The organism is Nocardia glycosmidis (genome assembly GCF_052545115.1).
In genome coordinates this window covers 105231-130741 of the sequence record NZ_JBQWRH010000004.1, presented here as the reverse complement: position 1 = coordinate 130741, position 25511 = coordinate 105231, and the positions used below count along the sequence as shown (strand labels likewise).

The 25511-nt window shown below is 70.3% G+C and carries 23 protein-coding genes; 7 read left to right on the top strand and 16 right to left on the bottom strand.

The features are described from left to right. Positions 1-15: 15 nt before the first annotated feature. Together nusA and rimP are read right to left on the bottom strand one after the other, a co-directional pair. Positions 16-1044 carry a transcription termination factor NusA gene (nusA, locus tag ACT86A_RS06530; protein ID WP_445091079.1) on the bottom strand — a complete coding sequence of 343 codons (1029 nt, stop codon included), beginning with the start codon at positions 1042-1044 and terminating at the stop codon, positions 16-18. Next, the gene (rimP, locus tag ACT86A_RS06525; protein WP_445091078.1) at positions 1041-1715 is read right to left on the bottom strand and encodes a ribosome maturation factor RimP; all 675 of its coding nucleotides are present in this window, start codon (positions 1713-1715) and stop codon (positions 1041-1043) included. The genes nusA and rimP overlap by 4 nt, the downstream gene beginning before the upstream one ends. Positions 1716-1875: 160 nt before the next feature. Between rimP and ACT86A_RS06520 the strand changes: the two genes are divergently transcribed. After that, positions 1876-2472 carry a hypothetical protein gene (locus tag ACT86A_RS06520; protein ID WP_445091077.1) on the top strand — a complete coding sequence of 199 codons (597 nt, stop codon included), beginning with the start codon at positions 1876-1878 and terminating at the stop codon, positions 2470-2472. Continuing rightward, positions 2469-2903, top strand: coding sequence for a ferritin-like domain-containing protein (locus ACT86A_RS06515; RefSeq protein ID WP_445091076.1), 435 nt, complete (start codon positions 2469-2471; stop codon positions 2901-2903). Before ACT86A_RS06520 ends, ACT86A_RS06515 begins: the two co-directional genes overlap by 4 nt. Positions 2904-2965: 62 nt before the next feature. Here the strand turns inward: ACT86A_RS06515 and ACT86A_RS06510 are convergent, their stop codons facing one another. Next, positions 2966-4723 carry a proline--tRNA ligase gene (locus ACT86A_RS06510; RefSeq protein WP_445091075.1) on the bottom strand — a complete coding sequence of 586 codons (1758 nt, stop codon included), beginning with the start codon at positions 4721-4723 and terminating at the stop codon, positions 2966-2968. A gap of 58 nt (positions 4724-4781) precedes the next feature. Between ACT86A_RS06510 and yaaA the strand changes: the two genes are divergently transcribed. Further along, the gene (yaaA, locus tag ACT86A_RS06505) at positions 4782-5525 is read left to right on the top strand and encodes a peroxide stress protein YaaA (protein ID WP_445091326.1); all 744 of its coding nucleotides are present in this window, start codon (positions 4782-4784) and stop codon (positions 5523-5525) included. 295 nt (positions 5526-5820) lie between these two features. On the opposite strand, the gene ACT86A_RS06500 is transcribed toward yaaA, so the two are convergent. Next, complete coding sequence (locus ACT86A_RS06500) at positions 5821-6273, bottom strand: nitroreductase/quinone reductase family protein (protein ID WP_445091074.1); 453 nt, start codon at positions 6271-6273, stop codon at positions 5821-5823. Between the two features lie 72 nt (positions 6274-6345). Beyond that, complete coding sequence (locus ACT86A_RS06495) at positions 6346-9621, bottom strand: ATP-binding protein (RefSeq protein WP_445091073.1); 3276 nt, start codon at positions 9619-9621, stop codon at positions 6346-6348. Between the two features lie 103 nt (positions 9622-9724). Here ACT86A_RS06495 and ACT86A_RS06490 point away from each other — a divergent pair, with 103 nt between their 5' ends. Both ACT86A_RS06490 and ACT86A_RS06485 read left to right on the top strand, forming a co-directional pair. After that, positions 9725-10396 carry a hemerythrin domain-containing protein gene (locus tag ACT86A_RS06490; protein ID WP_445091072.1) on the top strand — a complete coding sequence of 224 codons (672 nt, stop codon included), beginning with the start codon at positions 9725-9727 and terminating at the stop codon, positions 10394-10396. Between the two features lie 110 nt (positions 10397-10506). Then, complete coding sequence (locus ACT86A_RS06485; protein WP_445091325.1) at positions 10507-10782, top strand: PPOX class F420-dependent oxidoreductase; 276 nt, start codon at positions 10507-10509, stop codon at positions 10780-10782. Positions 10783-10832: 50 nt separating this feature from the next. Here ACT86A_RS06485 and ACT86A_RS06480 read toward each other — a convergent pair whose 3' ends face one another. Together ACT86A_RS06480 and cobA are read right to left on the bottom strand one after the other, a co-directional pair. Then, a complete protein-coding gene (locus tag ACT86A_RS06480) occupies positions 10833-12299 on the bottom strand; it encodes an MFS transporter (protein WP_445091071.1) in 1467 nt (488 codons plus the stop codon). Between the two features lie 170 nt (positions 12300-12469). Next, on the bottom strand, positions 12470-13744 hold the full coding sequence (gene cobA / locus ACT86A_RS06475) for a uroporphyrinogen-III C-methyltransferase (RefSeq protein ID WP_445091070.1): 1275 nt from the start codon (positions 13742-13744) through the stop codon (positions 12470-12472). A gap of 254 nt (positions 13745-13998) precedes the next feature. Here cobA and ACT86A_RS06470 point away from each other — a divergent pair, with 254 nt between their 5' ends. Further along, the gene (locus ACT86A_RS06470; protein ID WP_445091069.1) at positions 13999-14469 is read left to right on the top strand and encodes a nucleoside deaminase; all 471 of its coding nucleotides are present in this window, start codon (positions 13999-14001) and stop codon (positions 14467-14469) included. 26 nt (positions 14470-14495) lie between these two features. Here the strand turns inward: ACT86A_RS06470 and ACT86A_RS06465 are convergent, their stop codons facing one another. The 6 genes from ACT86A_RS06465 to mqo form a co-directional block, all read right to left on the bottom strand. Continuing rightward, the gene (locus ACT86A_RS06465) at positions 14496-14858 is read right to left on the bottom strand and encodes a cobalamin biosynthesis protein (RefSeq protein WP_445091068.1); all 363 of its coding nucleotides are present in this window, start codon (positions 14856-14858) and stop codon (positions 14496-14498) included. Next, positions 14845-16281 (bottom strand): cobyrinic acid a,c-diamide synthase CobB, encoded by a 1437-nt coding sequence (locus ACT86A_RS06460; RefSeq protein WP_445091067.1) that lies wholly within the window; start codon positions 16279-16281, stop codon positions 14845-14847. Before ACT86A_RS06460 ends, ACT86A_RS06465 begins: the two co-directional genes overlap by 14 nt. A gap of 19 nt (positions 16282-16300) precedes the next feature. Then, complete coding sequence (gene cobO, locus ACT86A_RS06455) at positions 16301-16915, bottom strand: cob(I)yrinic acid a,c-diamide adenosyltransferase (protein ID WP_445091066.1); 615 nt, start codon at positions 16913-16915, stop codon at positions 16301-16303. A 303-nt stretch (positions 16916-17218) separates the two neighbouring features. Continuing rightward, on the bottom strand, positions 17219-19171 hold the full coding sequence (locus ACT86A_RS06450) for a VWA domain-containing protein (protein WP_445091324.1): 1953 nt from the start codon (positions 19169-19171) through the stop codon (positions 17219-17221). A gap of 443 nt (positions 19172-19614) precedes the next feature. Next, positions 19615-20070 carry a GNAT family N-acetyltransferase gene (locus ACT86A_RS06445; protein ID WP_445091065.1) on the bottom strand — a complete coding sequence of 152 codons (456 nt, stop codon included), beginning with the start codon at positions 20068-20070 and terminating at the stop codon, positions 19615-19617. A gap of 19 nt (positions 20071-20089) precedes the next feature. Then, positions 20090-21619, bottom strand: a complete 1530-nt coding sequence (mqo, locus tag ACT86A_RS06440) for a malate dehydrogenase (quinone) (RefSeq protein ID WP_445091064.1) — start codon at positions 21617-21619, stop codon at positions 20090-20092. Between the two features lie 282 nt (positions 21620-21901). On the opposite strand from mqo, the gene ACT86A_RS06435 reads away from it, so the two are divergent. After that, on the top strand, positions 21902-22972 hold the full coding sequence (locus tag ACT86A_RS06435) for an alpha/beta hydrolase (RefSeq protein ID WP_445091063.1): 1071 nt from the start codon (positions 21902-21904) through the stop codon (positions 22970-22972). On the opposite strand, the gene ACT86A_RS06430 is transcribed toward ACT86A_RS06435, so the two are convergent. From ACT86A_RS06430 to ACT86A_RS06420, 3 genes are all read right to left on the bottom strand, one after another. Beyond that, entirely contained in the window at positions 22952-23515 is a 564-nt protein-coding gene (locus ACT86A_RS06430; RefSeq protein WP_445091062.1) for an alpha/beta hydrolase, read from the bottom strand. The genes ACT86A_RS06435 and ACT86A_RS06430 overlap by 21 nt on opposite strands. 150 nt (positions 23516-23665) lie before the next feature. Continuing rightward, complete coding sequence (locus ACT86A_RS06425; RefSeq protein WP_445091061.1) at positions 23666-23848, bottom strand: AbrB/MazE/SpoVT family DNA-binding domain-containing protein; 183 nt, start codon at positions 23846-23848, stop codon at positions 23666-23668. A 32-nt stretch (positions 23849-23880) separates the two neighbouring features. After that, the gene (locus tag ACT86A_RS06420) at positions 23881-25419 is read right to left on the bottom strand and encodes a cobyric acid synthase (RefSeq protein ID WP_445091060.1); all 1539 of its coding nucleotides are present in this window, start codon (positions 25417-25419) and stop codon (positions 23881-23883) included. Between the last annotated feature and the right edge of the window lie 92 nt (positions 25420-25511).

Sequence of the window (25511 nt, the reverse complement as noted above, 5' to 3'; positions counted from 1 at the left end):
GCGGGCGGGGTCCGGTCAATTCCGGTGGGCCTCCGTCCGGACCGATCCGCCCATGTCAGGGGCGGCATCGCTGCGGATATCGATGCGCCAGCCGGTCAGCCGCGCGGCCAACCGAGCGTTCTGCCCCTCCTTGCCGATGGCCAGCGAAAGCTGGAAATCGGGCACCACGACGCGGGCCGCCCGGGCCTCCGCGTCGACCACTGTGACAGATACCACTTTCGACGGCGAGAGGGCATTGCCGACGAACGTCGCCGGGTCCTCGGCATAGTCGATGATGTCGATCTTCTCCCCGGCCAGCTCGCTCATCACGTTGCGCACCCGTTGGCCCATGGGGCCGATACAGGCGCCCTTCGCGTTGACGCCCGGCACGGTGCTGCGCACGGCGATCTTGGAGCGGTGTCCCGCCTCCCGCGCCACGGCGACGATTTCCACCGAGCCGTCGGCGATCTCGGGCACCTCCAGCGCGAACAGCCGCCGCACCAGGTTCGGATGGGTGCGCGACAAGGTGATCTGCGGTCCGCGTTGACCACGCGAGACGCCGACGACGTAGCACTTGATCCGGTCGCCGTGTTCGTAGGTCTCGCCCGGCACCTGTTCGGCGGGCGGGATCAGTCCCTCTGTGCCGTGCAACTCGCTGCCGATGCGCACGACGACGGTGCCACGCGCGTTGGCGCGCGCGTCGCGCTGCACCACGCCACCCACGATGTCACCCTCGTGGGTGGAGAACTCACCGAAGGACTTCTCGTTCTCCGCATCCCGCAGACGCTGCAGCACGACCTGTCTGGCTGTGGTCGCCGCGATCCGGCCGAATCCCTCTGGGGTGTCGTCCCATTCGGACAGGACGTTGCCGTCGGCATCCAGTTCGCGCGCCATCACCCGGACCACGCCGGTCTTCTGGTTGATGTCGATGTAGGCGTTGGGCTGGTGGCCCTCGGTGTGGCGGTACGCGGTGAGCAGCGCCGACTCGATCGCGGAGATCACGGTCTCGATCGAGATCCCCTTGTCGGCGACGATCGCGCGCAGGGCTTCGATTTCGATGTTCATTCCACGATCCCTTCGGTCGGCGAATCGGACGCTGTTGCTGATTCGTGTGGGGCATTCAGTGTTCTTCGAGCGGGGCCGCTCGAAGACGTGTCGGCGATCGCTACCGCCTCTTCCCGGCCCGGAGCGGGTCGCCCCGGAACGACTCCGCCGGCGAGTTCCAGCTCCCCGGCGCCTGGGGGGGAGAACTCGACTTGGACAACGGCGGAGGCGATGTCTGTGAGTGGGACCGTCACCCGGTGCGGGGCACGTTTGCCGCCGAGCACCAGCGCCACCGAATCGCCGATGAGCACACCGACCCGGGCTTCGAAACTCGCCGCGCCCTCCGGTGGCTGCACGCCGTCGCGCAGTGCGACGCGCACCTTCCGTCCCTGGGCCCGTCGCCAGTGCCGGTCGGCGGTCAGCGGGCGATCGATGCCCGGCGTCGTCACTTCCAGCAGGTACGGCGTCTCGCCGAAATCTCCCGCGTCGTCCAGCAGCGTCGACAGCTCCGTGCTGAGCGTCGCGATCGAGTCCAGGTCGGAGGCGTCGCTGTCCACGATCACTTGCACTCGAGCCTGCGTGTCCGCACGCTTGCCCGCCGTCGCGATCTCGACGCCCTCGAGGTCGAATCCTCGGCGTTCGACGAGTCCAGCGACAAGCTGGCTCACCCGTTCCTCGGTCGGCATCGGCATGGGGCGGCTCCTGGTTCAGTTGTGACGTGGCGGGAAATTTCTCTACCGAAGGTCTAGCGTAACGCGCCACGAGAGTGTAAAGGACCGGCGGTAGAAGAGTTCACGCGCCACGGCTGACGCCTCGTCGGGTGGCCTGCCATGAATCTGGCACGATGGTGCCGTGCCCATCCGCCTCCCCGCCCCGCCGCGTACCGGGTGTACTTCCGGCATTCCCTCCGACCGGCACCAGCCTCGCCTGGCCGCCCTGGATCGGCGCAGCGCACTACGCCTCGCGGGCGCGGGAACGGCCGGCATTCTCACCCTCGGCGCGCTGGTGAGCTGCGCCGAAAACGACGCGATCCACGATCCGGATCCGCTTGCCGCGCAGGAAGTCCTGGCCCGTGCCGATGCCGCCGCGGCGACCGCGGCCATCGCTATGGCGCCGGAGCGCCATGCCGCGCTGAGCGCCATAGCGGCTGAGCGCAACGCGCACGCCGATGCTTTGCGCACCGAGATCGGCCGCGCGATCGGCGCCTATGCGGACGGCACCACCCCGGCGCACCGTACCCGCGCCAATGGACCAGGGCCGTCCGCCGTGGCTTCCGGCAGCACCGTTGCGCCCACCGCGCCACCGAGCATCGATGCGCTGCGCACCCAACTCGCCGCGTCCCAGAAATCGTCCGCCGATCTGGCCCACGCCTTGTCCGGGTACCGCGCCGGTCTGCTCGCCTCGATCAGCGCCGCCTGCGCGGCCCAGGCGGGAGTGTTGCTGGTATGACCGAGGCCGAGCGCCAGGCGCTCCTGCAGGCGTTGAACGCCGAATACGGCGCGGTCTACGCCTACGGCGTGATCGCCGCGTATGGCTCACCCGAGCGCACCGGACTGATCGCCGAGCACACCGCCGCACACCGTGTCCGACGCGACACCACTGCCGACGCGCTCGCCGCCGACGGCGCGACAGTGCCGCCGCCGGGCGCTGCCTATACCGTGCCGTTCCCGGTCACCGACCCGATCTCGGCGGCCCGGCTGGCCACGACGGTCGAGTCCGATACGGCCGTCGCGTGGCGAGCGGTGGTCGAGCACGGCGCGTCCGCGACCGTGCGCCGCACCGGCGTCGACGCGCTCACCGAGGCGGCCGTCCGGCTGGCCACGTGGCGGTCGATCCTCGGCGCCACCCCTCCGACTGTCGCGTTCCCTGGCAACGTCTGACCCGGGCTCCGACCGCGAAGCCCGGGCCCGACCGGTACGGGCTGGCTAATCCGCCGGCGGCGTCAGCGGCGGACTTTCGCCACTACCACATCCACCGCCGCGGTGGCGGGGAGTTCTTCGGCTTCGCCGGTGAAGCGGTCGCGCAGTTCGACCTTGCCCTCGGCCCAGCCGCGACCGATCACCAAAACCAGCGGCATGCCGAGCAGTTCGGCGTCCTTGAACTTCACGCCCGGCGAGGCGGTGCGGTCGTCGAAGAGCACGTCCAGGCCTTGGGCGTGCAGCCCGGCCACCACCTCTTCGGCGCCCGCGCGAGCGGCATCGTCCTTGTTCGCGATGACGACGTGCACATCGTAGGGCGCGACCGCGGCGGGCCAGCGCAGCCCTTTCTCGTCGTGCTGCTGTTCGGCGATGACCGCGACCATCCGCGAGACCCCGATACCGTAGGAGCCCATGGTCAGCCGGACCGGCTTGCCGTTCTCACCGAGCACGTCGACCTCGAACGCGTCGGTGTACTTGTTACCGAGCTGGAAGATGTGGCCGATTTCGATGCCGCGCGCCGACACCAGCGCTCCGCGCCCGTCCGGCGAGGGGTCACCGTCGCGGACCTCGGCCGCCTCGATGGTGCCGTCGGGTGTGAAATCCCGTCCGGCGACCAGGCCGACGACGTGCTTGCCCGGCTCGTCGGCGCCGGTGATCCAGCTGGTCCCGGTCACCACACGGGGATCGACCAGATAGCGAACACCGCCGGCCTGCAATCCCTTCGGTCCGATGTAGCCCTTCACCAGGAAGGGATTCTCGGCGAAATCGGCGTCGGTGAGCAGCTCCACCTCGGCAGGTTCGACCGAGGCGCCGAGACGCTTGTCGTCCACCTCGCGGTCACCAGGGACGCCGATGCCGACGATCTCGGTCTTCCCGTCCGGGTGACGCAGCTTGACCATGACGTTCTTCAGGGTGTCGGCCGCGGTGACCGGACGGCCGTAGTACTCGGCGAGACCTACGCTATTGGCCCAGTCGACCAGTGTCGCGATGGTCGGAGTGTCCGGGGTGTCGTGCACCAGGGCGGCGGGCCTGCCCTCGATCGGCAGCGGATCGGGAGCGGGTGTGACCACGGCTTCCACGTTGGCCGCGTAGCCGGATTCCGGACAGCGCACATAGGTGTCCTCGCCGACCGGGCTGTCGGCGAGGAATTCCTCCGACGCGCTACCGCCCATCGCGCCCGAGGTCGCGGCGACGATGACGTACTTGACCCGCAGCCGGTCGAAGATGCGCTGGTAGGCCTGCCGGTGCGCGTCGTAGCTGGCTTTGAGCCCGTCCTCGTCCAGATCGAACGAGTAGGAGTCCTTCATGACGAACTCACGCCCGCGCAGGATGCCCGCGCGGGGACGCTCCTCGTCGCGGTATTTGGTCTGGATCTGGTAAAGGGTGACCGGAAGGTCCTTGTAGGAGCTGTACTCGCCCTTGACGGTGAGCGCGAAGAGTTCTTCGTGGGTCGGGCCGAGCAGGTAGTCGGCGCCCTTGCGGTCGCGCAGCCGGAACAGGCCGTCGCCGTACTCGGTCCACCGATTGGTGGTCTCGTACGGGTCGCGCGGCAACAGCGCGGGAAGCGAGATCTCCTGAGCGCCGATCGCGTCCATCTCCGCGCGGACCACGTCCTCGACCTTGCGCAGCACGCGCAGGCCGAGCGGCAGCCACGAGTAGACACCCGGGGCGATGCGGCGCACGTAGCCGGCACGAACCAAGAGTTTGTGGCTGGGCACCTCCGCGTCGGCGGGATCGTCGCGCAGGGTTCGCAGGAAGAGGCGGGAGAGGCGGGTGATCACGGAAGCACAGGGTAGTCGCTGGCCGGTCGCTGGTCCCAGCGCATTACCGTATTCGTTCGTGCTGGTGCTGCTGCCTCCTTCCGAAACCAAGTCCGACGGCGGCGCCGGAGCGCCGCTCGCCCTGGACACGTTGGCGATGCCGCAGCTCACCGCGCTGCGCGCGCGGCTGATCGGGGAAGTGGTGCGGTTAGCGGCCGACCCGGTCCGCTCCCGAGCCGCGCTGGGGCTCGGCAAGGGGGCCGACGGCGAGATCGCCCGGAACGCGACGCTGCACACTTCGCCGACCCGGCCGGCGCTGGAGCGCTACACCGGCGTCCTCTACGACGCGCTCGACGCGCGATCGTTCACGAAAATCCAGCGCGCCAAGGCATACACCCGGCTCGGCATCGGCTCGGCCCTGTTCGGCGCGGTCCGCGCGGGTGACCCGATTCCCGCCTATCGGCTCTCCGGTGGGTCCAAACTTCCCGGCCTGCCCACTCTTTCGGCCCTCTGGCGCGACGAGCTGGGCCCCGCGCTGCACGCCGAGGCCGCGGGCGAGCTCGTAGTCGATCTGCGCTCGGGCACCTATCAGCAGCTGGGCCGGGTTCCGGGCGCGATTACCGCGAATGTGCTGACCGAGCATCCGGACGGCTCGCGCACCGTGGTCAGTCACTTCAACAAGCACCACAAAGGCCTGCTCGCTCGCGCCCTGGTGCTCACCCGGGCGGAGCCGACCGACGTGCGCGCCGTGGCGCGGGTAGCGACCAAAGCCGGGTTGCGGGCCGAGATCGCCTCGTCCACCGAGCTTTTGATCCTCACCTGAGTGCTTCCGGCTGTTCGGTGGTGAGCGCGGCGCGTTCGGCCTCGAGGTCGGCCCCGGGCCGCCGCCTCGTACCGGCGCCGCGCCGTCGGCGTCCGGAACGGCTGCGGCTGTTCGGCCGGCTCCGAAGCGGAGGCATGTCGCGCGGACAGCGACTGCGCCACATTCGCCACCTCGCTCACGAGCACCCCACGCACCGGCCGGGCAGCGGTCTGCCGGCCGACGACTCCGGTTCACCGGCTGCGAGGCGCATCATGGGTGCGCTGCCGGTGCGCACCGCACGCTTGCGGCCGCAGTCTCACCTGCCGTGCGGCAGCAACAAGACGAGAGGGATACGGCGGGTCGTTTGCTTCTGGTAGGTCTCGTAGCCCGGGTAGGCCGCGACCACCTCCGGCCACCGCCGCCCGCGTTCGGCCGCGGTGAGGACGTGTGCGGTCATCGATCGGGTGGGGCCGTGCTGGAACGACACCTCGACCTCGGGATGGGCGCTCAGGTTGTGGAACCAGTCGGGAGAGATGTCGTCCCCGCCTCGGGAGGCCACGATCAGGTAACTGTCGCCGTCCACCACCGGGACGGTGAGAACGACGGTGCGCGGCAGCCCGCTGCGCCTACCTGTGGTGGTGAGCGTCAGGGTGGGCATGTTCTTGAAGCGGGTGCCGACCCGGCCGCCGGTGCCGTCCAGCAGCTTGCGGTGCAGGGTGGTCACGGTCTTCAGGTACAGGTCGGTGACGGTGCGGCGGGCGTCCGGCATGGGTGCTCCTCGGTCGGCTGGGACGGTCGAGGACAACGGTCCGGATCCGGCTTGTGAACGACCAGTAGCCGATCAGCGGTCGAGTCGCTCGCGGGCGGCGGCGATCCAGGCGGGGTTGCCGCAGCGGCGGGCGACGCGCAGGGCGGCCCGGTAGTGCTCGGCGGCCGGGCCCGGCTCGCCGTGTAGCGCGGCCAGGTCACCGAGCACCGTGTCGACCGGACCCACGACGTAGGAGCCGGTGTCGGCGCCGCCGAGGCGATCTCGATAGGGCAGCAGCTCACGGTAGAGTGCGCCGGCTTCCTGCGGCGTGCCCAGTGCCGCGACCGTCATGCCGCGCAGGGTGAGGAACAACGAGCGGAACAGGTCGCGCCGGATCGGTCGAGCACGCCGCCGGACCCGCTCGGCCGCCGCGCGATCGCCGGTGGCGAGCAGGGCCAGAACCTGGAAATCCACGGTGGTGTCCACGGTTTCCGGGGCGGCGCTCTCGATGAATTCGCCGATCATCTCGACCAGTTCCCCGACCCGTCCCTGATACAACCGCACTGCGAACAGCGCCATGGCCAGAATCCCGCCCGCGTTGACAATTCCCGCGCGGGTCAGCAGTTCCGCGGCCTGTGCGTAGTGCTGCTCGGCCGCGGTCGGGTCCCCGGCCGCCAGCGCCAGCAGCCCGCGCGCCATGGCGTTGGCCACCTGCGCTTGGCGCCACTGGTAGCGGTCGGCCGGCCCGGCGGCCGCCTCGAGGTGCTCGCCCGCCGCGGCGAGGTCCGCGGCGAAAGCGGCCGCCTGGATCGCGATGGTGTGGCCGAGCACCAGGTAGGCGCTGTGGTCGTTGCGCCGACCGATCTCGATCAGCTCGGCCCCGAGCGATCCCCGCTCCGGGGTGTCGTAGAGCGAAGCTCGGGCTTGCAGTGCCAGAGCGAGCAGGGTGTCGTCGCCTAGTTCGCGGGCGATCGCCTCGGCTTCGGCGGCGGCGTGGCCGGCCCGTTCGCCGGACACGCCGCCGATCTCGTCGACCAGGGTGATCAGCAACCGGCACCGGTCGGCGGGAGTGAGGCCGGGAAAGCGCAGTGCGCCCTCCAGCCGGGCGACGACCTGGTGTTCGACCACACCGTAGAACCGGTTCAGCCACGGTGTCGGGGTGTCCCAGGCGCTGAACGCCCGCACCAGCAGGTCGGGTCGGCCTGCTTCCTCGGCCGATGTGGTGGCGCGGTTGCGGGCGGCGCGCGCGGCGAGGCCGGCGCCATCGGCGAGGTGACTGCGACCGGCCCGGCCCAGCAGCGCAACCCGTTCTGCGACGGTGTCCGTGCCGGCCTGGCGCTCCAGGGCCGCGACGGCGCGTTCGTATCCGGCGGCGGCGGCGTCGTGGGCGTAGCGCCGCTCGGCCCGTTCGGCCGCGGCCACCGCGCAGTCGGCGGCCCGCCGTGCCGTCTGCGGGGTCACCGATTCGCCGTAGTGGTGTGCCAGGGCGGCGAAATCCACCGGATCGATCTCTTCGATCGCGGCAGCCACCCGCCGGTGCCACCGGTCGCGGCGGACCCTCGGCAAATCCCCGAGCAGTGTTTCGCGAACCAGAATGTGGGTGAAACGGCCGCGGCCACTGGCCGGTTCGTCCAGCAACCCGGCCAGCACGCCGGCCTCCACCGCGTCCAGCACGTCGTCCTCACCCACCTCCGCGGCCCGCACCAGCACCTCGAGGTCGAACTCCCGGCCGATCACCGCGGCAAGGCGAAGCAGCGCCACCACCGTCTCGGGCAAGCGGGACAACCTGCGGCGCAAGACATCCCGCACACCCTGCGGGACTTCGGAGGCGGCCACCAGTTCGCCCTCGCTGCGCAGCAGGCGCGCGATCTCGATGAGGTAGAACGGGTTGCCGCCGGTGCGCTCGTGCAGCGTCTCGACCACGGAGTCCGCCGGTGGGTTCCCGGCCAGTGCGGCGATGAGCCGACGGCTGTCCTCGATACCGAGGCCGTGCAGGCGGACCCGGGCGCGGACGGTGGTCGCCAGCGTCGCGAGGGCATCGGCGAGTGCGGGCGGCACTTCGTCCGGGCGGTAGCCGATCACGACCAGCGCGGGCACCCTGGTGGCCACCGCGGCGAGCAACGCGGCGGTTTCGGCGTCGCTGCGGTGCGCGTCATCGAGCAGGATCGCGAGCGGACGGTCGGCGGCGACCGCGGTCAGATAGCCGCACACCGCCCGGTGCAGCAGGAAACGGCCGTGCGCGTGATCCGCCCGCGGCGGGTCCGCGCTGTCGGTGAGCAGCGGGGCGAGTCCGGGCGCGAGGTCACCGGGATCGTGCTCGCCGACCAGGATGCGCAACATCTCGACCCAGGGCCACGCGGACGGCGCGGCCTCGTCCTCCGGGCAACGACCGAGCGCCACACGATACCCGGAGTCCTCCAGTGCGTCGCGAACATGGTGCAGCACTGTCGATTTCCCGCTGCCCGCCTCGCCCACCAGGGTCGCTGTCCTTGGCCCGTCGCCCTGGGCGGCGGCGTACAGGGCGGCAAGTTCCGCGGCACGTCCGAGCAGCCCCGCGCTCGACTCGGCGGCGGGTGCCTTCGGCGTCTGATCGGAGACGAAGACGGTTTTCTCGCGCACCGGAATCCGCTGGGCCAGGATGTCGGTTTCCAACCGGGTCAGTGCCGGTCCTGGATCGATGCCGAGCTCTTCGGCGAGTACCTCGCGGGCCTGCCGCAGCGCGGCGAGCGCTTCCGCCTGGCGCCCGGCCAGGTAGCGCGCCAGCGCCGTGAGCCGCCACGCTTCCTCCCGCAGCGGATGTTCCCGGCTCAGCACCTCGGCCTGGGCCGCGGCCAGCGCTGGTTGATCCAGCTCGAGCAGAGTGGCTGCGAGCTGTTCCCGCGCGCTCGCGCGCAATTCTTCGAGCCGCGCCGCCTCCGTGCTCGCCCACGATTCCTCCGCGTAGGCCGCATACGCCGGTCCCTGCCAGCGGGCCAGCGCCCGCTCCAGGGCGGGCCGCCGCGCACGCGGATCGAGCTGCCGCGCCGCGGCATCCAGGTCGGCGCCGAAGACCCACGCGTCCACCGCCTCGGTGTCCAGCCGCACCGCATACCCGGGAGCACGGCTGATCAACACGGTCGCGGGCGCGCGCGGGGGCCGCTGCGGCTCGAGCAGCCGCCGCAGGTTGGACACATAGGCCTGTAGCGCACCCAGTGCCCGCGGTGGCGGCTCACCGCGCCAAAGGTCATCGATCAGGCGATCGACCGAAACCACCTCGCCCCGCGCGACCAGCAGCCGTGCCAGCACACCGCGTTGCCGCGGGCCGCCGAGATCGAGTTCACCGCGCTCGTCCGCCGCGGTCAGCGCGCCGAGTACCCGGATTCGAACCATGACTCGCCAAGTCTAGGGATGCCGGCTCTTTAGCGCGTCTCGAGCCGGCTACAAGAGACGGACAGCATGCTCGCCGAGGTCCCCACACCGACAGGAGCAGCCCGTGAACACCACCACGCCCGCACGTCCCGACACCTACGACATGGTCGCCGTGCACAACGCCTTTCGCAGGCACTTCCGGGCTCTGCCCGACCTCGTCACCGCAGTCGCCGCCGGTGACGTCGACCGCGCCCGGCGCCTCGTCGCGTTCCTGGACGAGCTGGGTAGCGGCGTGCACGAGCATCACACCGGCGAGGACGAGCTCATGTGGCCGCTCTTGCTCGAGCGCGCTCCCGCCGACGCGGCCCTGGTACTGCGCATGGAAGAACAGCACGAGCGGATCGCCGAACTCACCGAACGCGCACACCGCGAGGCGGCCGAATTCGCCACTGCCGCCGCCCCTGCGGTCCGCGACCGGCTCGCCGCCACAGTGGGCGCGCTCGCCACAGCCCTCGACGAGCACATGACCGAGGAGGAACGGCACGTCCTGCCCGTCGTCGAGCACGTCATGACCGCCACGGAATGGCAGGGGCTCGGCGAACGCGGCCGCGAGCACCTGCCCAAGGACCGCCAGCTCGTCTTCCTCGGCTTCATCCTGCAGGGAGTGTCCGACACCGACCGTCGGAAGGTCCTGGCGGAGATGCCGCTTCCGGCACGGCTGGCCTGGCGTCTGCTCGGGCGCCGCGCCTTCGCCAAGGAGTACCGCGAGATCTATCGCGCCGACCCCGAGTGGTGATCAGCCCGCCTCGATGCCTCGGCATGTTGCCGGACCGGGACCGGGGCACCCGGGCGGGCGACGCCGGGCCGGCGATGACCGCGGCGGCCATCGTCGACCGCGCATGACACCTGCTTTTCTCCACCACGACCGATCGTCAGCAGGGCAAGAACCTCGCGCGCGACCCGCGCATCACCGTGCTGATCAACCCGCCGGACAACCCGTACGTCTACGCGGAGATCCGGGGCAGCGCGACGATCACGCCCGATCCGGAGAAGACGCTGCCCGACGAACTGTCGGCGAAGTACACCGGACAAATGGACGCGGACTTCAACCCCGCCTCGGTCGACGACAGTCCGCGCGTCATCGTGCGCGTGACACCCAGGCGAGTCGCCGGCCGGTTTTGAATTCGCCACAAGTCAGCACCACGAGCGACCGGCACACCTGACCAGGCAAATCAAACACTGCCTTGTTGGGCTTCTTCCTGGGCGTGCTGGGCCATGGCCAGTTGCTGCGGGGTGAAACGCAGGGTCAGGGCGACCAGTCCGGCCGCGAACGCGGCGAAGGCGCAGACGAACAGCACCAGGGTGTAGCCGTTGCCGAGCGCGGCGATCTCCGCGGGCGTCATGCCGGCCACTTTCTCGGTGCGGCCGCCGAGCGACAAGGTGCGGGAGGCAGCGATCGGGCTGAGCAGGCCGATGGCCACCGGAGTGGCCAGATTCATGAACATCTGCCCGACCGCGGCCAGCGGGCCGATATTGGCGGGCGGCACGCCGACCAGCACACACAGCGGTGTGAGCACCATGGCGATGCCGACGCCGAAGCCGATCACCACCAGCAGCGGCAGCAGGGTGGCGAAGTACAGGACCTCGCCGTCGAGGGTGGAGCCGAACAGCAGTCCGACGCCGAGCACCACGGCCGCGCCCGCGAGCAGCCAGCGCGGCGCGATGTACAGTGCCGCCTTGGAGGCCACCGCACCGCCGATGCCGATGCCGACGGTGAACGGAATCGCCGCGACGCCCGCCTTCAGCGGCCCGTACCCGATGACGTTCTGAATGAACTGGGCGACGAAGAAGGTCATCGCGCCCAGCACGCCACCGGCCAGGAAGATCAGCAGAAAGGTGGCGACGCGGTCACGGCTGTCGAACAGCGACCACGGCAGCAGCGGGTGGTCCACCCGTCGTTCCAGCGCCACGAACACGATCAGTAGCACGACGCCCGCGATCAGCGAACCGATGATCGCGGGGTGCCCCCACCCCATCTCCGGCCCTTCGGTGGCGCCGAACACGATCGACGCGCAGGCGATGGTGCCGAGCACCGCGCCGGGAAGGTCGAGGGCCGAACGGTGGTGTTCGGTATCGGCGAGTTTGTAGGCCGCGCCGAGGATGATCAGTGCGCCGATCGGGACGTTGATCAGAAAGATCCACCGCCAGGACAGCTGGGTCAGCGCGCCGCCGACCACGAGCCCGCCGACGGAGCCGATGCCGACCATCGAGCCGAGGATCGCGATCGCCTGGTTGCGTGCCTTGCCCGGCGCGAAGGTCGTCGCCACGAGCGCGAACGCCGTCGGAGCCGCGACCGCCGCGCCCGCGCCCTGGAAAGCCCGTGCCGCGAGCAGCATCGCCTGGTTCTGCGCCAGCCCGCACAAGAGCGAGGCCATTGTGAACAGCGCGACACCGACCACAAGCATGCGCTTGCGGCCGAACGCGTCGCCGAGCCTGCCGCCGAGCAGCATCAGGCCCGCGAAGGTGAGCCCGTACGACGTCACCGTCCACGCGCTGCCCGCGCTGGACAACCCCATCTCCTCTTGCAGCCGCGGTAGCGCGAAGATCACCACCGTGCCGTCGAGCACGACCATGAGCTGCAATCCGCTCAGGACTAGGATCGCGAGCCCGAAGGCCCGCTGCGTCACTGGATACTGCATCGTCGCAGCGGGGTTCCGAAGCACAGTGAGTCACTGTAATTGATGCCGTTGCCGCATTTGTCCGCCCACCGACCCGGCCGGGTCCATGACGGAAGCTGTCCCGGCGATCCGGCAGGCCGAGGGGTCTGCGACCTCCGCGCGCACTCGGATCGCCGCGGCAGCGGCGAACGCTATCCCGCCGCGGAGTCGGCGTTCGGGACGATCGCGTCGGCGGAAAACCCGGCGGTCGGGCCGATCACCACGATCGCGGGTGGGCGGATACCTTCGGCGCGCACCCGGGTGGCTACCGTGCCGAGATCGGTGCGCAGCACGCGCTGCGTGCGCAGCGTGCCCTCCTGGATGACGGTGGCGGGCGTGCCCGCCGGGCGACCGCCCTCCAGTAGCGCGGTGGCGAACTGTTCGATCCGCTCCACGGCCATCATCAGCACCAGCGTGCCGCGCAGCCGGGCCAGCGCGGGCCAGTCGACCAGCGAGTCCGGATGATCCGGCGCGACATGCCCGCTCACCACCACGAACTCGTGGGTGACGCCGCGATGCGTCACCGGAATCCCCGCGGCGGCGGGCACCGCGATGGGACTGGTGACGCCGGGCACCACGGTCACCGGGACCCCGGCCGCCACGCAGGCTTCCAGCTCCTCGTAGCCGCGCCCGAACACGTACGGGTCGCCGCCCTTGAGCCGCACCACGAACTTGCCTGCCCGCGCGCCTTCGATCAGCGCGGTGTTGATCGCGTCCTGCGCCATCGCTCGCCCGTACGGGATCTTCGCCGCGTCGACCACCTCGACCTCGGGTCCGAGTTCGGCGAGCAGTTCCGGCGGAGCGAGCCGATCGGCGACCACCAGATCCGCCCTGGCCAGCAGCCGCCGACCGCGGACGGTGATCAGATCGGGATCACCCGGTCCGCCGCCGACCAGGGCGACACCGGGCGCGATCGGTGTCGAGTCAGCGCCCACCACACCGGATTGCAGGGCCTCGAGCAGCGCGGTGCGGACGGTCGCCGAGCGCCGGTGCTCGCCACTGGCCAGCACGCCGAGAGTCAGTCCGTCGTAGCGCGCGGTCGCCGGGGTGACCGCCGTGCCCAGCCGCGCGGTGTCGGCCCGCACGCAGAAAATCCTCCGCCGGGTCGCCTCGGCGACCACCGCAGCGTTGGTCTCCGGCTCGTCGGTGCACGCGATCGCATACCAGGCACCGTCGAGATCGCCATCGGCGTAAGCACGTAGCGCGACAGTGAGCTGCCCCGACGTGGCCATCCCCTCGACCGCGGGCGTCACCGCGCGACTCACCACATGCACATCCGCGCCGGCGGCGATCAGCAGGCCCAGCCTGCGCTGCGCTACCGTGCCGCCGCCGACCACGACGACGCGCCGCCCGCCCAGATCTAGTCCGACCAGGTAGTTCGGGTCGCCGGCGGGCTGAACTGGCGTTGCGTCTGACGTGTACGGCACAAGTTTCGAGCCTACGGCTTGACCACCCGCCACCGGCAATCGCCCGGCCACCTGCGCCGAGCGCCAGCCCCGCGGCAGGCCGCGCAGCCCGTCCGGCTCAACCCGACGTGACCTGCGACGACACACCTCCAGCAGAGGGTGCGGCGGGTGGCTCACAGTCCTCGGCTGGCATACGGTCGGCTTGTCCTTTACCCCACCCGGCTCAACCGAACTCGCTGTCGTGGCCGGGACCGACCGGCTTGGAAGGTGGACATATGACACCGGTGACACCGGCACAGGACCTACTAGACGTGGCCTACGAGGAAGCACTCCACGGGCTGACCGAAGGCGGGATCCCGATCGGCGCGGCGCTTTTCGACGCGGATGGCACCCTGCTCGGGCGGGGCCGCAACCGCCGGGTGCAGTCCGGCGATCCGAGCGCGCACGCCGAAACCGACGCTTTCCGCGCGGCCGGGCGCCGCCGCGACTACCGCCGGACCATCATGGTCACCACGCTCTCGCCGTGCTGGTACTGCAGCGGCCTGATTCGGCAGTTCGGCATCGGGACGGTGATCGTGGGGGAATCGCAGACGTTTTCCGGCGGGCACGACTGGCTCGCCGACCACGGCGTCGCGGTGACCGTCCTGCAGGACCGGCGCTGCGTCGAATTGATGGCCCGATTCATCGCCGAACATCCCGCGCTGTGGTACGAGGACATCGGGGTCGCCGACGAACTCGAGGCGTGAGGACCACCATCCGCGCGCCGCAACGCTCAGCGCGCCGCGGTCGCGGCGATTACGACGCCGTCGATGGTGGTCTTCGGCAACAGCAGCGGGCCGTGTCCGGCCAGCAGGGCGGCGGCTTCGGCGACGCTCGCCGTACCCAGCGCGCTCGCGGTGCGGGTGGACGGATTCGGTACGCGGACGACGGCGAGCTCGGTAGCGGTGTAGGCGCGCACGGGCACGCCCAAGGCTGACGCGGCCGCTCGCAAACCGGGTTCGGCGGCACGCCGGTCGATGGTCGCCAAGCAGGCGATGACGTTGTCGCCCAGCCCCGCGCGCAAGGCCGCGCGAATTCTGGCCTGGTCGGTGCCGGGGCGCACACCGATGCCGACGGCGAGGTCAGGTCGTGACACGGGCTCTGGCATAGGCCGTTGCGCCCGCCACGAAACGGCGCACCGCCTCGGGGTTCCCGGCTGGATGGGTATGCAGGTAGGACGCGTGCAGGTTGCCGACGAGCGCGCCCTCGCGAACCCGTTCGCCGTCGCTGCCGTGCCAGCCCCACGCGGGCTCCGCGCAGGGCGATGACACCAGACGGGTTCGATGGAACTCGTGCCCGCGGACTCGTTCCCCCGCCCGCCACAGCGGCGAATCGCCGAGCGCTACGGCATCGCGGTAGCCGAGCACCAGGCGCGGACCGAATTCGGCCTCGGCGTCGATCACCCCGGCCATCGGGTGCCCGTCGAGCGACCGGGTGAGATACAACAGCCCCGCGCACTCGGCGTGCATCGGCATTCCCTGCCTGGACGCTTCCGCCACCGCGCGCAGCAGCCCGGTGTTGGCGGCCAACCGCGCGGCGTGCTCTTCGGGAAAGCCGCCCGGCAACACCAATCCGGCTGTTCCCCTGGGCAATTCGTCGTGCAACGGGTCGAACACGACCACCTGCGCACCCGCCGCGAGCAGCAACTCGCGGTGCTCGGCGTACCCGAAGGTGAACGCCGCACCGCCTGCCACGGCGATCAGTGGCGGCTCGCGATCGACGTGCACCGACGAAGCGCAGGGCCGCCCGGATGCCTCGGCAGGGTGTGCACTCCCGTCGCCCCGCACGGCCGCAGCGGGGTCCCAGGACGGCCCGGTGACCGACGTACGGGCCAGCGCGGCGATCGCGTGCAGGTCCACGTGGGCGGCAACGAGGTCGGTCATCGCGGTCACCGCTTCCCTCGCCGCCATACCGTGCTCGACGGCGGGAATCAGGCCGAGGTGGCGGGATGGGACCTCCAATTCGGCCGAGCGCGGCAGCGATCCGAGTACCGGCAGTCCGACCCGGGCACAGGCCGCCCGCAGCACGTGGTCGTGCCGTTCGCTGCCGACCCGGTTCAGGATCACCCCGCCGAGCCGGATACCGCTGTCGAAGGTGGCGAAGCCGTGCAGCAACGCGGCCAGGCTCTGGCTGTGTCCGCGCGCATCCACCACCAGCAGCACCGGCGCGCCGAGCAGGCTCGCGACCTGCGCCGTCGACCCCTCCGCGACCGGGCCGGCATGGTGCTCGTCGATCCGTCCGTCGAACAGGCCCATCACGCCCTCGACCACCGCCACATCGCACCCCTGCGCACCGTGCCGGTACAGCGGCGCGATACGTTCCACCCCCACCAGCACAGGATCCAGATTTCGGCCCGGCCGCCCCGCGGCCAGTCCGTGATACCCGGGATCGATGTAGTCGGGCCCAACCTTGAACGGCGCGACCCGATGACCTGCTCGCCGAAGCGCCCCGACCAACCCCGTAGCGACCGTGGTCTTACCACTCCCCGACGCCGGCGCCGCCACTACCACGGCCCTCATCGCGATCCTTGTTCGTGGGTCACCATTCGATGCCTCGTTGGCCTTTGCGTCCCGCGTCCATGGGGTGTTTGAGTTTGGTCATCTCGGTGACGAGGTCGGCGGCTTCGATCAGGGCGGCGGGTGCGTCACGACCCGTGATCACGACATGTTGGTGGCCGGGACGATCGTGCAGGGTCTCGACCACTTCGGCCACGTCCACCCACCCCCACTTCAGCGGATAGGTGAATTCGTCGAGGACGTAGAACCGGTGCTGCTGGGCTTGCAGGCGCCGGGCGATCTCCTGCCAACCGGCGAGCGCAGCCGCGGCGTGGTCCTGCTCGGTGCCCTGTTTGCGGGTCCAGGACCAGCCTTCGCCCATTTTGTGCCACTCGACCGGCCCGCCGGCACCGGTCTGCTCATGCAGCGCACCGAGGGCGCGGAAGGCCACCTCCTCGCCCACTTTCCACTTGGCACTCTTCACGAACTGGAATACCGCCACGTCGAAGCCTTGGTTCCAGGCCCGCAGCGCCATCCCGAACGCGGCCGTCGACTTCCCCTTGCCCGGCCCGGTGTGGACCGCCAGCACCGGCTGATTACGTCGCTGCCGCGTGGTCAGCCCGTCGTCGGGAACTATCTCCGGAACACCCTTGGGCATCGAAGTCTCCTTGCTGTTCTCGTCTCACTGCTGTACTCGTCTCACTGCGAAGCCGTTTCCGCCGCTTGCGGCCGACGTCGCGTGCGCGTGTCCGGACGAATCGTGTACGGCAATCGCGACCCACACATCCGGCGCGGACACCGTCGACCGAGCTGGTAGATCGCGAATAGGCTCGCACGCGTTCGATGCCGCCTCCGCCGGCGCGCCCGACATCGGCCGGCCGGTCCGGCACCGCCACCAACCAGCTCGACCATGTAGGAAACCCCGCAGCGGCCGAGTACCCTCCATGCGACGCCCACCCGTTCAAGCGGCCCGCACCGACGCGCCGCGCGTGCTCGGGGCGTTCGCGCGGACGAGGTCGGCCACCGAGTCTCCGGTCAGCTCGTCCAGTCGCAGGTAGCCGCCGCGCAGATCGCGGGCCAGGTCCAGGGCGAGGCCGAGACGGATCATGCCGCGTTCGCAGTCGACCACGATCGACGCCACCGTGTCCCTGGCGAGCAAGGCCGCAGCCGCTCGGGCGCGCGGAACCGGAGCGGCGCCGCCCGTGGCGCGGCCGTCGGTCAGCAGCACCAGCATCGGCCTGCGGCGCGGATCGCGTACGCGTTCGCGCCGTATCACCTCGCGCGCCTTCAGCAGCCCCGCCGCGAGCGGGGTCTTCCCACCGGTACGCATGCCGGACAGCCGACGCACCGCGATGTCGACCGACGAGGTCGGCGGCAACACGAGTTCGGCGTCCGCGCCACGCACCGTGACGACGGCGACCTTGTCGCGGCGCTGGTAGGCGTCCCGCAACAGGCTGACCACCGCGCCGGTGACGGCCGATAGCCGGTCCCTGGCGGCCATGGACCCGGATGCGTCGACGACGAAGACGATCAGATTGCCTTCTCGCCCTTCCCGGTACGCGCCGCGCAGGTCGCCGGCGGCCAGCCGCAACGGACCTTCGCCACGTCCACGCGACCACTGGTGCGGTGCTGCGGCGAAAATCGTGCCGAGCAGATGCAGCCCCGAAGACGTATCGACGCTGGAACGTACGACGCGCCCGTGCCGCGATTGCGCGCGCGACCGCCTCCCCGGCGCCCCTTCGCCGACGCCAGGCACCTCCCAGCGGGGCGGCCGCGTCGCGGAAACCGGTGCGCCACTGCGGCCTTCGCCGGATCCACCGCCCGGTCCGTCCGGCGGCGACGGGTCCTCGGGTCCGTCATCGGGGTCGTCGCCGGGTTCTGTTCCCGGCAGCGCTGATTCCGCACTCGGCGTGGACGATTGCTCGTCGCGCTGCGCCTGCGCCGCGGCGTCGCGCATGGCGTCGTCGAGTTGCTGTTCGCTGACGCCGGGCTCGTCGAACGGATCACGCCTGCGCCGGTGCGGCAGCGCCAGTTCGGCGGCGACCCGCACGTCGTCCTCGGTCACCGCGTCACCGCCGCGCCACGCGGCATGCGCCGTCGCGGTCCGCGCGATGACCAGATCGGCGCGCATCCCGTCGACGTCGAACGCCGCGCACAGCGCGGCGATCCGGCGTAACTCGATATCGTCGAGCACCACCCGGCCGATCCGTTCTCTGGCGGTGCGGATCTGCTCGGCCACCGCACGATCCGCCTCGGTGTAGCGCAGCGCGAACCCGGCCGGATCGGCCTCGTAATCCAGCCTGCGGCGCACCACCGCCATCCGCACGTCCACCTCCCGCGAGGCGGCGACGTCCACCGTCAGGCCGAACCGGTCCAGCAGCTGCGGGCGCAGCTCGCCTTCTTCGGGGTTCATCGTCCCGACCAGCACGAAACGCGCCGGATGCGAATGTGAGACCCCGTCGCGTTCGATATGCACCCGACCCATCGCCGCGGCGTCGAGCAGCACGTCCACCAGGTGGTCGTGCAGTAGGTTGACCTCGTCCACGTAGAGCACGCCGTGATGTGCGGCGGCCAGCAGGCCAGGACGGAACGCCTGTTCCCCGTCGCGCAGAACCCGCTCCAAGTCCAGGGAACCGACCACGCGGTCCTCGGTCGCGCCCACCGGCAGTTCCACCAGCCGCGCGGGCCGGGACCCGTTCCCCTCCAGGACCGGCGGCAACAACTGAGCCAGCGCACGCACCACGGTCGACTTGGCGGTGCCCTTCTCGCCCCGGACCAGTACGCCGCCGATGCCCGGGTGCACCGCGCACAGAATCAGCGCCAGTTGCAGCCGTTCCTGGCCGACAACGGCCGAGAAAGGAAACCCGACCTCGTTGCCCGAACCCGGGCGAGTTCGGGCGTGCTGGTCGGACAACGGCGCGGCATCAGAACGGGACACAGACACGCCCAAACTCTAGGCGCGGCCCGACGAACACGGACCAGTGCCCTCCACCCGCCCCACCCGGCCGCGTCGCCCGCACCCCGACCGCGCGTACCACGCACCAACCCTAAGTGTGCTCGTCTCACGAGCACCGCTCACGGCCCGTCTCGCGCCCAAGGGGACGAAGCGCATGCGCCGAACGCGCCGAGACTCGCCCAAACACCTCAGCCGATCACACCGAACAACCACGCAACAACCGAACCCACCCACCTCCGCCCGGTGCGAGTCTTACGAGCACCGTTCGCGGCCCGTCTCGCGTCCGAGCGGGCGAAACGCATGCGCCGAAGGCGCGAGTCTCGCCCGCTCGGACGCGAGACTCCCCAGGGCCGCGAACACGCAGCGCCGCAGGCGCTGCAAATCAAACACAGCGCTGCAGATCAGACCGAGCCCCGTCGCATCGGCACGTGCGCGATGCCGTCCTCGTCGAATTCCTCGCCGTCGATTTCGAAGCCGTGTTTGCTGTACAGCTCGACCAGGTCGCTCTGCGCGGACAACCGCACCGTCGCCGAGCCGACCTCGGCCAGAGCCGCCTGCAGCAGCCGCGTGGGGTAGCCGTGCCCGCGCGCGGGCGCGGCGACGCAGAGCCTGCCGATGCGGAAGCTCTTCACCCCGTCCTGGTGCTCCTCGCACAGACGCAGCGTCGCGATCACCTCGCCCTCGTCATCGAGCCAGAAGTGCCTGGTCTCGGGCAGCAGATCCTTGCCGTCCAGTTCCAGGTACGCGCATTTCTGTTCGACGACGAAAACTTCGACGCGAAGTTTCAACAGCTGGTAGAGCGTGGCGGTATCGAGATCCTGTGCCCAGGACCGTTTGAGAGCAACCGTTGACATCATCGCGCCTTGCTATCACAACTCAGGCGTTCGCCGCGACCCCCGCGTGCCTCGGCGTGTTGTCGCCACCGTCGACGAGGTTCAGTGCCTTCGCGGTCCAATCCCACACTTCGTGGAACAGCGCCGGGTTCTCCGAGAGTTTCACGCCCAGGGAGGGCACCATTTCCTTCAGTTTCGGGGTCCACTCGGCGAACTCCCGCGGGAAGCAGCGCTGCAGCACGTCGAGCATGGCGGTGACGCAGGTCGACGCGCCCGGCGACGCGCCGAGCAGTCCGGCGATGGTGCCGTCCTGTGCGGCGATGACGGCGGTGCCGAACTCGAGCACCCCGCCGAGGCCCTTGCGCCGGATAACTTGCACGCGCTGGCCCGCATTGATCAGCTCCCAATCCCTGGCCTCGGCGCGCGGGATGAACTCCGACAGCGTGATCACCTTGCCCGCCTCGGATTTCAGCAGCTCGCTGATCAGGTACTTGGTCAGCCCCAGCTCGGTGGCGCCGACACCGAGCAGCGAGAGGATATTGTTCGGCCGCACCGATTTGAACAGGTCGGTGTTCTTGCCGTCCTTGAGGAACTTCGGCGTCCAGCCCGCGTACGGCCCGAACAGCAGGCCGGGCCGGCCCTTGATCACCCGAGTGTCCAGATGCGGCACCGACATCGGCGGCGCGCCGACGGCGGCCTTGCCGTAGACCTTGGCCTCGTGCTGGTGGATCAGCGCCGGGTTGACGCAGCGGAAGAACTGGCCGCTGACCGGGAACCCGCCGAATCCCTTGGCCTCCTTGATGTTCGCCTTCTGCAGCAGCGGCAGCGCGCCGCCGCCCGCGCCGACGAAGACGAACTTGCTGATCAGCCTGCGGGTTTCGCGGGTGCGAAGGTTGCGCACGGTGACCAGCCAGGACCCGTCGGACTGCTGGGAGAGCTCGCGCACCTCGTGACCGAACGCCAGGTCGGCGCCAGTGCTGCCCAGATAGGCGAGCAACTCCTGGGTGAGCGCGCCGAAGTCGATGTCGGTGCCGCCGTCGGACCAGTTCAGCGCGACCGGATCGGCGAAGTCCCGGCCACGGGCCATCAGCGGCAGCCGCCGGGCGAACTCATCGGAGCTGTCGATGTACTCCATGCCCTCGAACAGCGGGTGCGGCGCCAGTGCCTCGTACCGCTTACGCAGGTACTGCACGCTCTCGGCGCCGTGCACGAAGCTGACGTGCGGGATCGGGTTGATGAAGGTGGACGGATCGCCGAGGATGCCGTTCTCCACGCCGTAGGACCAGAACTGGCGGGAGACCTGGAAACGCTCGTTGATGTCGACGGCCTTGGTGATGTCCACCGAGCCGTCCGGGTTCTGCGGGCTGTAGTTCAGCTCGCAGAGCGCGGAGTGTCCGGTGCCCGCGTTGTTCCACGGGTCGCTGCTCTCCGCGGCGGCCGCGTCGAGCCGCTCGAACAGGGAGATCGACCAGTCCGGCTGCAGCTGCCGCAGCAGCGCGCCGAGGGTAGCGCTCATGATGCCGGCACCGATGAGTACTACATCGGTCTTTTCAGTCAGGGCAGCGTTCGGCACGGGTAGATCGACTTCCTTGTCTTTCTGCGCGGTCCTACCGGGCGGCTGGACCTGCTCGGGCAAAGTGTGTGGTTGCCACTCGGGTCCGGCTCCACCGTTCCCGAACAGTGTGGCGGGGTCAGGTTACCCGCCGTTCACCTAGGCCCAATTGTGCACCTCATCTCCCTCATGACACGCGACCAGCTACCGAATGTGCGGAATGCGACAGAGATGGTCGTCACTTCCGCGCCGGCACGACCGCGGGATCTGTCGGTCCGCGGCGCGGTCCAATACATTGGTCGCGTGACGAACGAACAGTCGCTTGCCGAGCCGGTCAGCACCTCTCCGGATGGCGGAGGCTGGCATCCCGACGTCCTTGGCCCGCACTACCAGCAGCGCACGCTCGCGCTGGGTCCCGATCCCGACGGCGAAGGCGACGTGGTCGCCACGCTGGTGCGCTACACGCCTTCCGGCGCCGTCGCGCAGACCGCGGGTGCGGTGCTCTACGTCCACGGATTCACCGATTACTTCTTCCAGGAGCACCTGGCCGAGCACTACGCCGAGCGCGGGTTCCAGTTCTACGCGCTCGATCTGCGCAAGTGCGGCCGCTCACGACGGGATGGGCAAACGCCGCACTATGTGACGGATCTCGCTTTCTACGACCGGGAGCTGGACGAGTCGCTGCGGATCGTGCGCGCCGAGACCGGCGCGCCGGTGGTCATCACCGCGCATTCCACCGGCGGTCTGGTCGCCTCGTTGTGGCTGGACCGGCTCAACCGCAGCCGGGGGACGGCCGCCGCGGGAATCACCGGGCTGGTGCTCAACAGCCCGTGGTTCGACCTGCAAGGGCCGGCGTACTACCGGACCATCGGCACGTCGGTCATCAAGACCGTGGGCCGATTCCGGAAGCGGGTCCAGCTGCCCGGGGGCAAGGTCAGCACCTACGGCGACAGCCTGCACCAATCGGTGTCCGGCGAATGGGACTACAACCTCGATTGGAAACCGCTGGAGGGTTTCCCGGTTCGGTTCGGATGGTTGCGCGCGATCCGCAACGGCCACGCGCGGCTGCACGAGGGCCTGGACATCGGCGTTCCCTCGCTGATCCTGCGTTCCAGGATGACCAAGTTCGCCCGGCGGTACGGTCCCGCGGTGGACGTGGCCGACGCGGTGCTCGATGTCACGCAGATCCAGCGCTGGTCGGGCTGTCTGGGCGACCGCACCAACATGGTGCCGATCGACGGCGCCAAGCACGACGTGTTCCTGTCCGGCCCCGCGGCGCTGGCCCAGGCGTTCGCCGAGCTGGACAGCTGGCTGGACTGGCTGGCCGGCTATCAGGCCGCGGCCCGCGGGCGGTCACCAGAGGCTGGTGCGTAGCACGATCTCGGTGGCCAGCTCATGGTCGGCCTCGGTGGCCACGTTGGCGACGTCGACCTCGGTCACCCGGAACTCGCCGTAGACGAGCCGACCGGACAGCTCGGCCACCGAGCGCGGCAGGTTCTTGGTGACCAGCAGCGTGGTCGGCACCTCCACCGGGCCGGTGGTCGCGTCCAGCACCACATCGTCGGGACCGGGAGCGGCCGGATGGCCGCGGTCGGCGACCACCAGGCTCTGGAACCGGCCGAAGCCACGGGCGCACGCCTGCCAGGCCAGCACGGCGCCCGCACCGCGTCCGGCGACATTCACCCACGGCAGCCCGAGCTCGTCCAGGATCGCGGTCACACCGGCCGCGTCGAGGCCTTCGATCGACTCCACGGCGAAGGTACGTAGGTCCGAGGTGTGCAGGCGGGCGCATACCTGGTCGTAAACGTCCGCCGGATCACCCGAGTCGGGCAGCAGCAGGATGCTGTGCCGGGACTGCGGCCCGTCGATCCGCACGGTCCACACCCGGTCACCGACCGTGATCTGCCGTGATTCCATGCCGAATCACGCTACACGGATGGCCGGGGCGCTGCGGGCGGTATTCAGGCGAGCAGCCGCATTCCGGCACGCTCACCTGCGTTGGGGTCGAACCTGACGGTCAGCTCACACCCGGCTTCCTGGCTGAGAGGACGTTCGCGTCCAGGCCGATCACCGCTTGCCCGCCACGACGTTACCCGCGATCGCCTCGTTCATCGCGGCGAGGCCGATGGGCGAGCCGGACCAGCCGACGATGCCCCTCAGCGACTTGATCGTGCGCGTCTCCGGCACCAGCTCGTAGGTGCCGGTGGGGGTGGGCATGAAGGCGACCCGCACACCGGTACGCAGCCCCATCGCGACGCGCACGTCGATTGGGTGTCGCCTCGTCAACCAGGCGGGTCCCCAGCGAGTACGGCGCCGGTGGACAAGGTCGGCAGAGCGGCGGGCGCGCCCTCGGCGAGGAGGCGCTCGATCGCCGCGATGTCGAGATGGTCTTCGACCAACCCGGCCACGAGATCGAGTTGCGCAGTCCGCACCGCGGCCACCGAAACATCGTCGGCCACCACGAAACCCGTCCGCCCCGCGGCCGCGGCGACCGCGCGCAGCCAACTGCGCCGCAGTTCATCCGACTCCAGCAGTCCGTGCAGATGGGTGCCCCACACCGCGCCGCGCACGCTGCCTTCCGGCTCGCCGTCGACGGTGAGCCAGGCCGGGTCACCCCGGTGCGTCACGCGGCCGTGGTGGATCTCGTAGCCGCGCACCGGGATCCCGGCGGCGTGTCCCGCGCTGCGGCGCAGCACTTTCGACTCGGCGAATTCGACGGTGAGGTCGAGCAAACCGAGCCCCTCGACCACACCTTCGCCGGACTCCACCTGGTCGATGATGCGGGTTCCGAGCATCTGATATCCACCGCAGACCCCCAGGATCGCGCCGCCCGCGGCGGCGCGTGCGCGCAGCGCCTCGGCGATGCCGGTGCGCCGCAACCACCCCAGGTCCGACACTGTCGCCTTGCTGCCGGGAACGATCACCAGGTCCGCGCCCGCCAGCCGCGACGGCTCACTCACCCAGCGCACCGCGACGCCCGGTTCGCAGGCCAGCGCCTCGACGTCGGTGGAGTTGGAGACGCGCGGCAACCGGATGGCCGCAACGGTCAGCCATTCGGCGCCCACCGGCGGCCGCGGACGGCCCACCGGCGCGTCGGCGACGGTGCCGAGCGAGTCTTCGGCGTCGATCCAGAGGTCCTCGGCGTAGGGGAGCACGCCGAGGGTGGGGCGGCCGGTGAGCTCGGTGAGGCGGTCCAGACCGGGCTGCAGCAGGGCCCGCGTGCCGCGGAACTTGTTGACGACGAAACCCGAGATCAACTGCTGGTCTTCGGCGTCCAGGATCGCGAGTGTGCCGAACAGGTGGGCCAGCACGCCACCGCGATCGATGTCGCCGACGAGCAGCACCGGAAGCCGCGCAGCGCGCGCGAGCCCCATATTCGCCAGATCCGTTGCGCGCAAATTGATTTCGGCGGGTGATCCGGCGCCCTCACAGATCACCACGTCGAACTCGGCGCGCAGCGCGGCGAGTTCGGCGGCGACGACGGCCCGCAGGTCGCGCCGGTACCGGAAGTAGTCCTCGGCGCCGACCGTACCGACCGCCGTGCCCCGCACCACCAACTGCGAGCGCCGGTCGCTGCCGGGCTTGAGCAGGACGGGATTGAATCGGACGCTCGGCTCCAGTCCGCATGCCTGCGCCTGCAACGCCTGCGCCCGGCCGATCTCCCCGCCGTCGAGGGTGACCACCGAATTGTTGGACATGTTCTGCGCCTTGAACGGCGCGACCCGCACACCGCGCCGGGCCAGCATCCGGCAGATCCCGGCCACGACCACGCTCTTACCGGCGTCGGAGGTCGTACCCGCGACCAGCAGCGCGCCTCTCATCGCGCCGCACCGCGGCCGAGCGCCCGATCCGCCGCGGATCCGATCGCGTGCGCGGCCGGATCCCCGGGCGGAACAGCGCACCTCGTGCACAG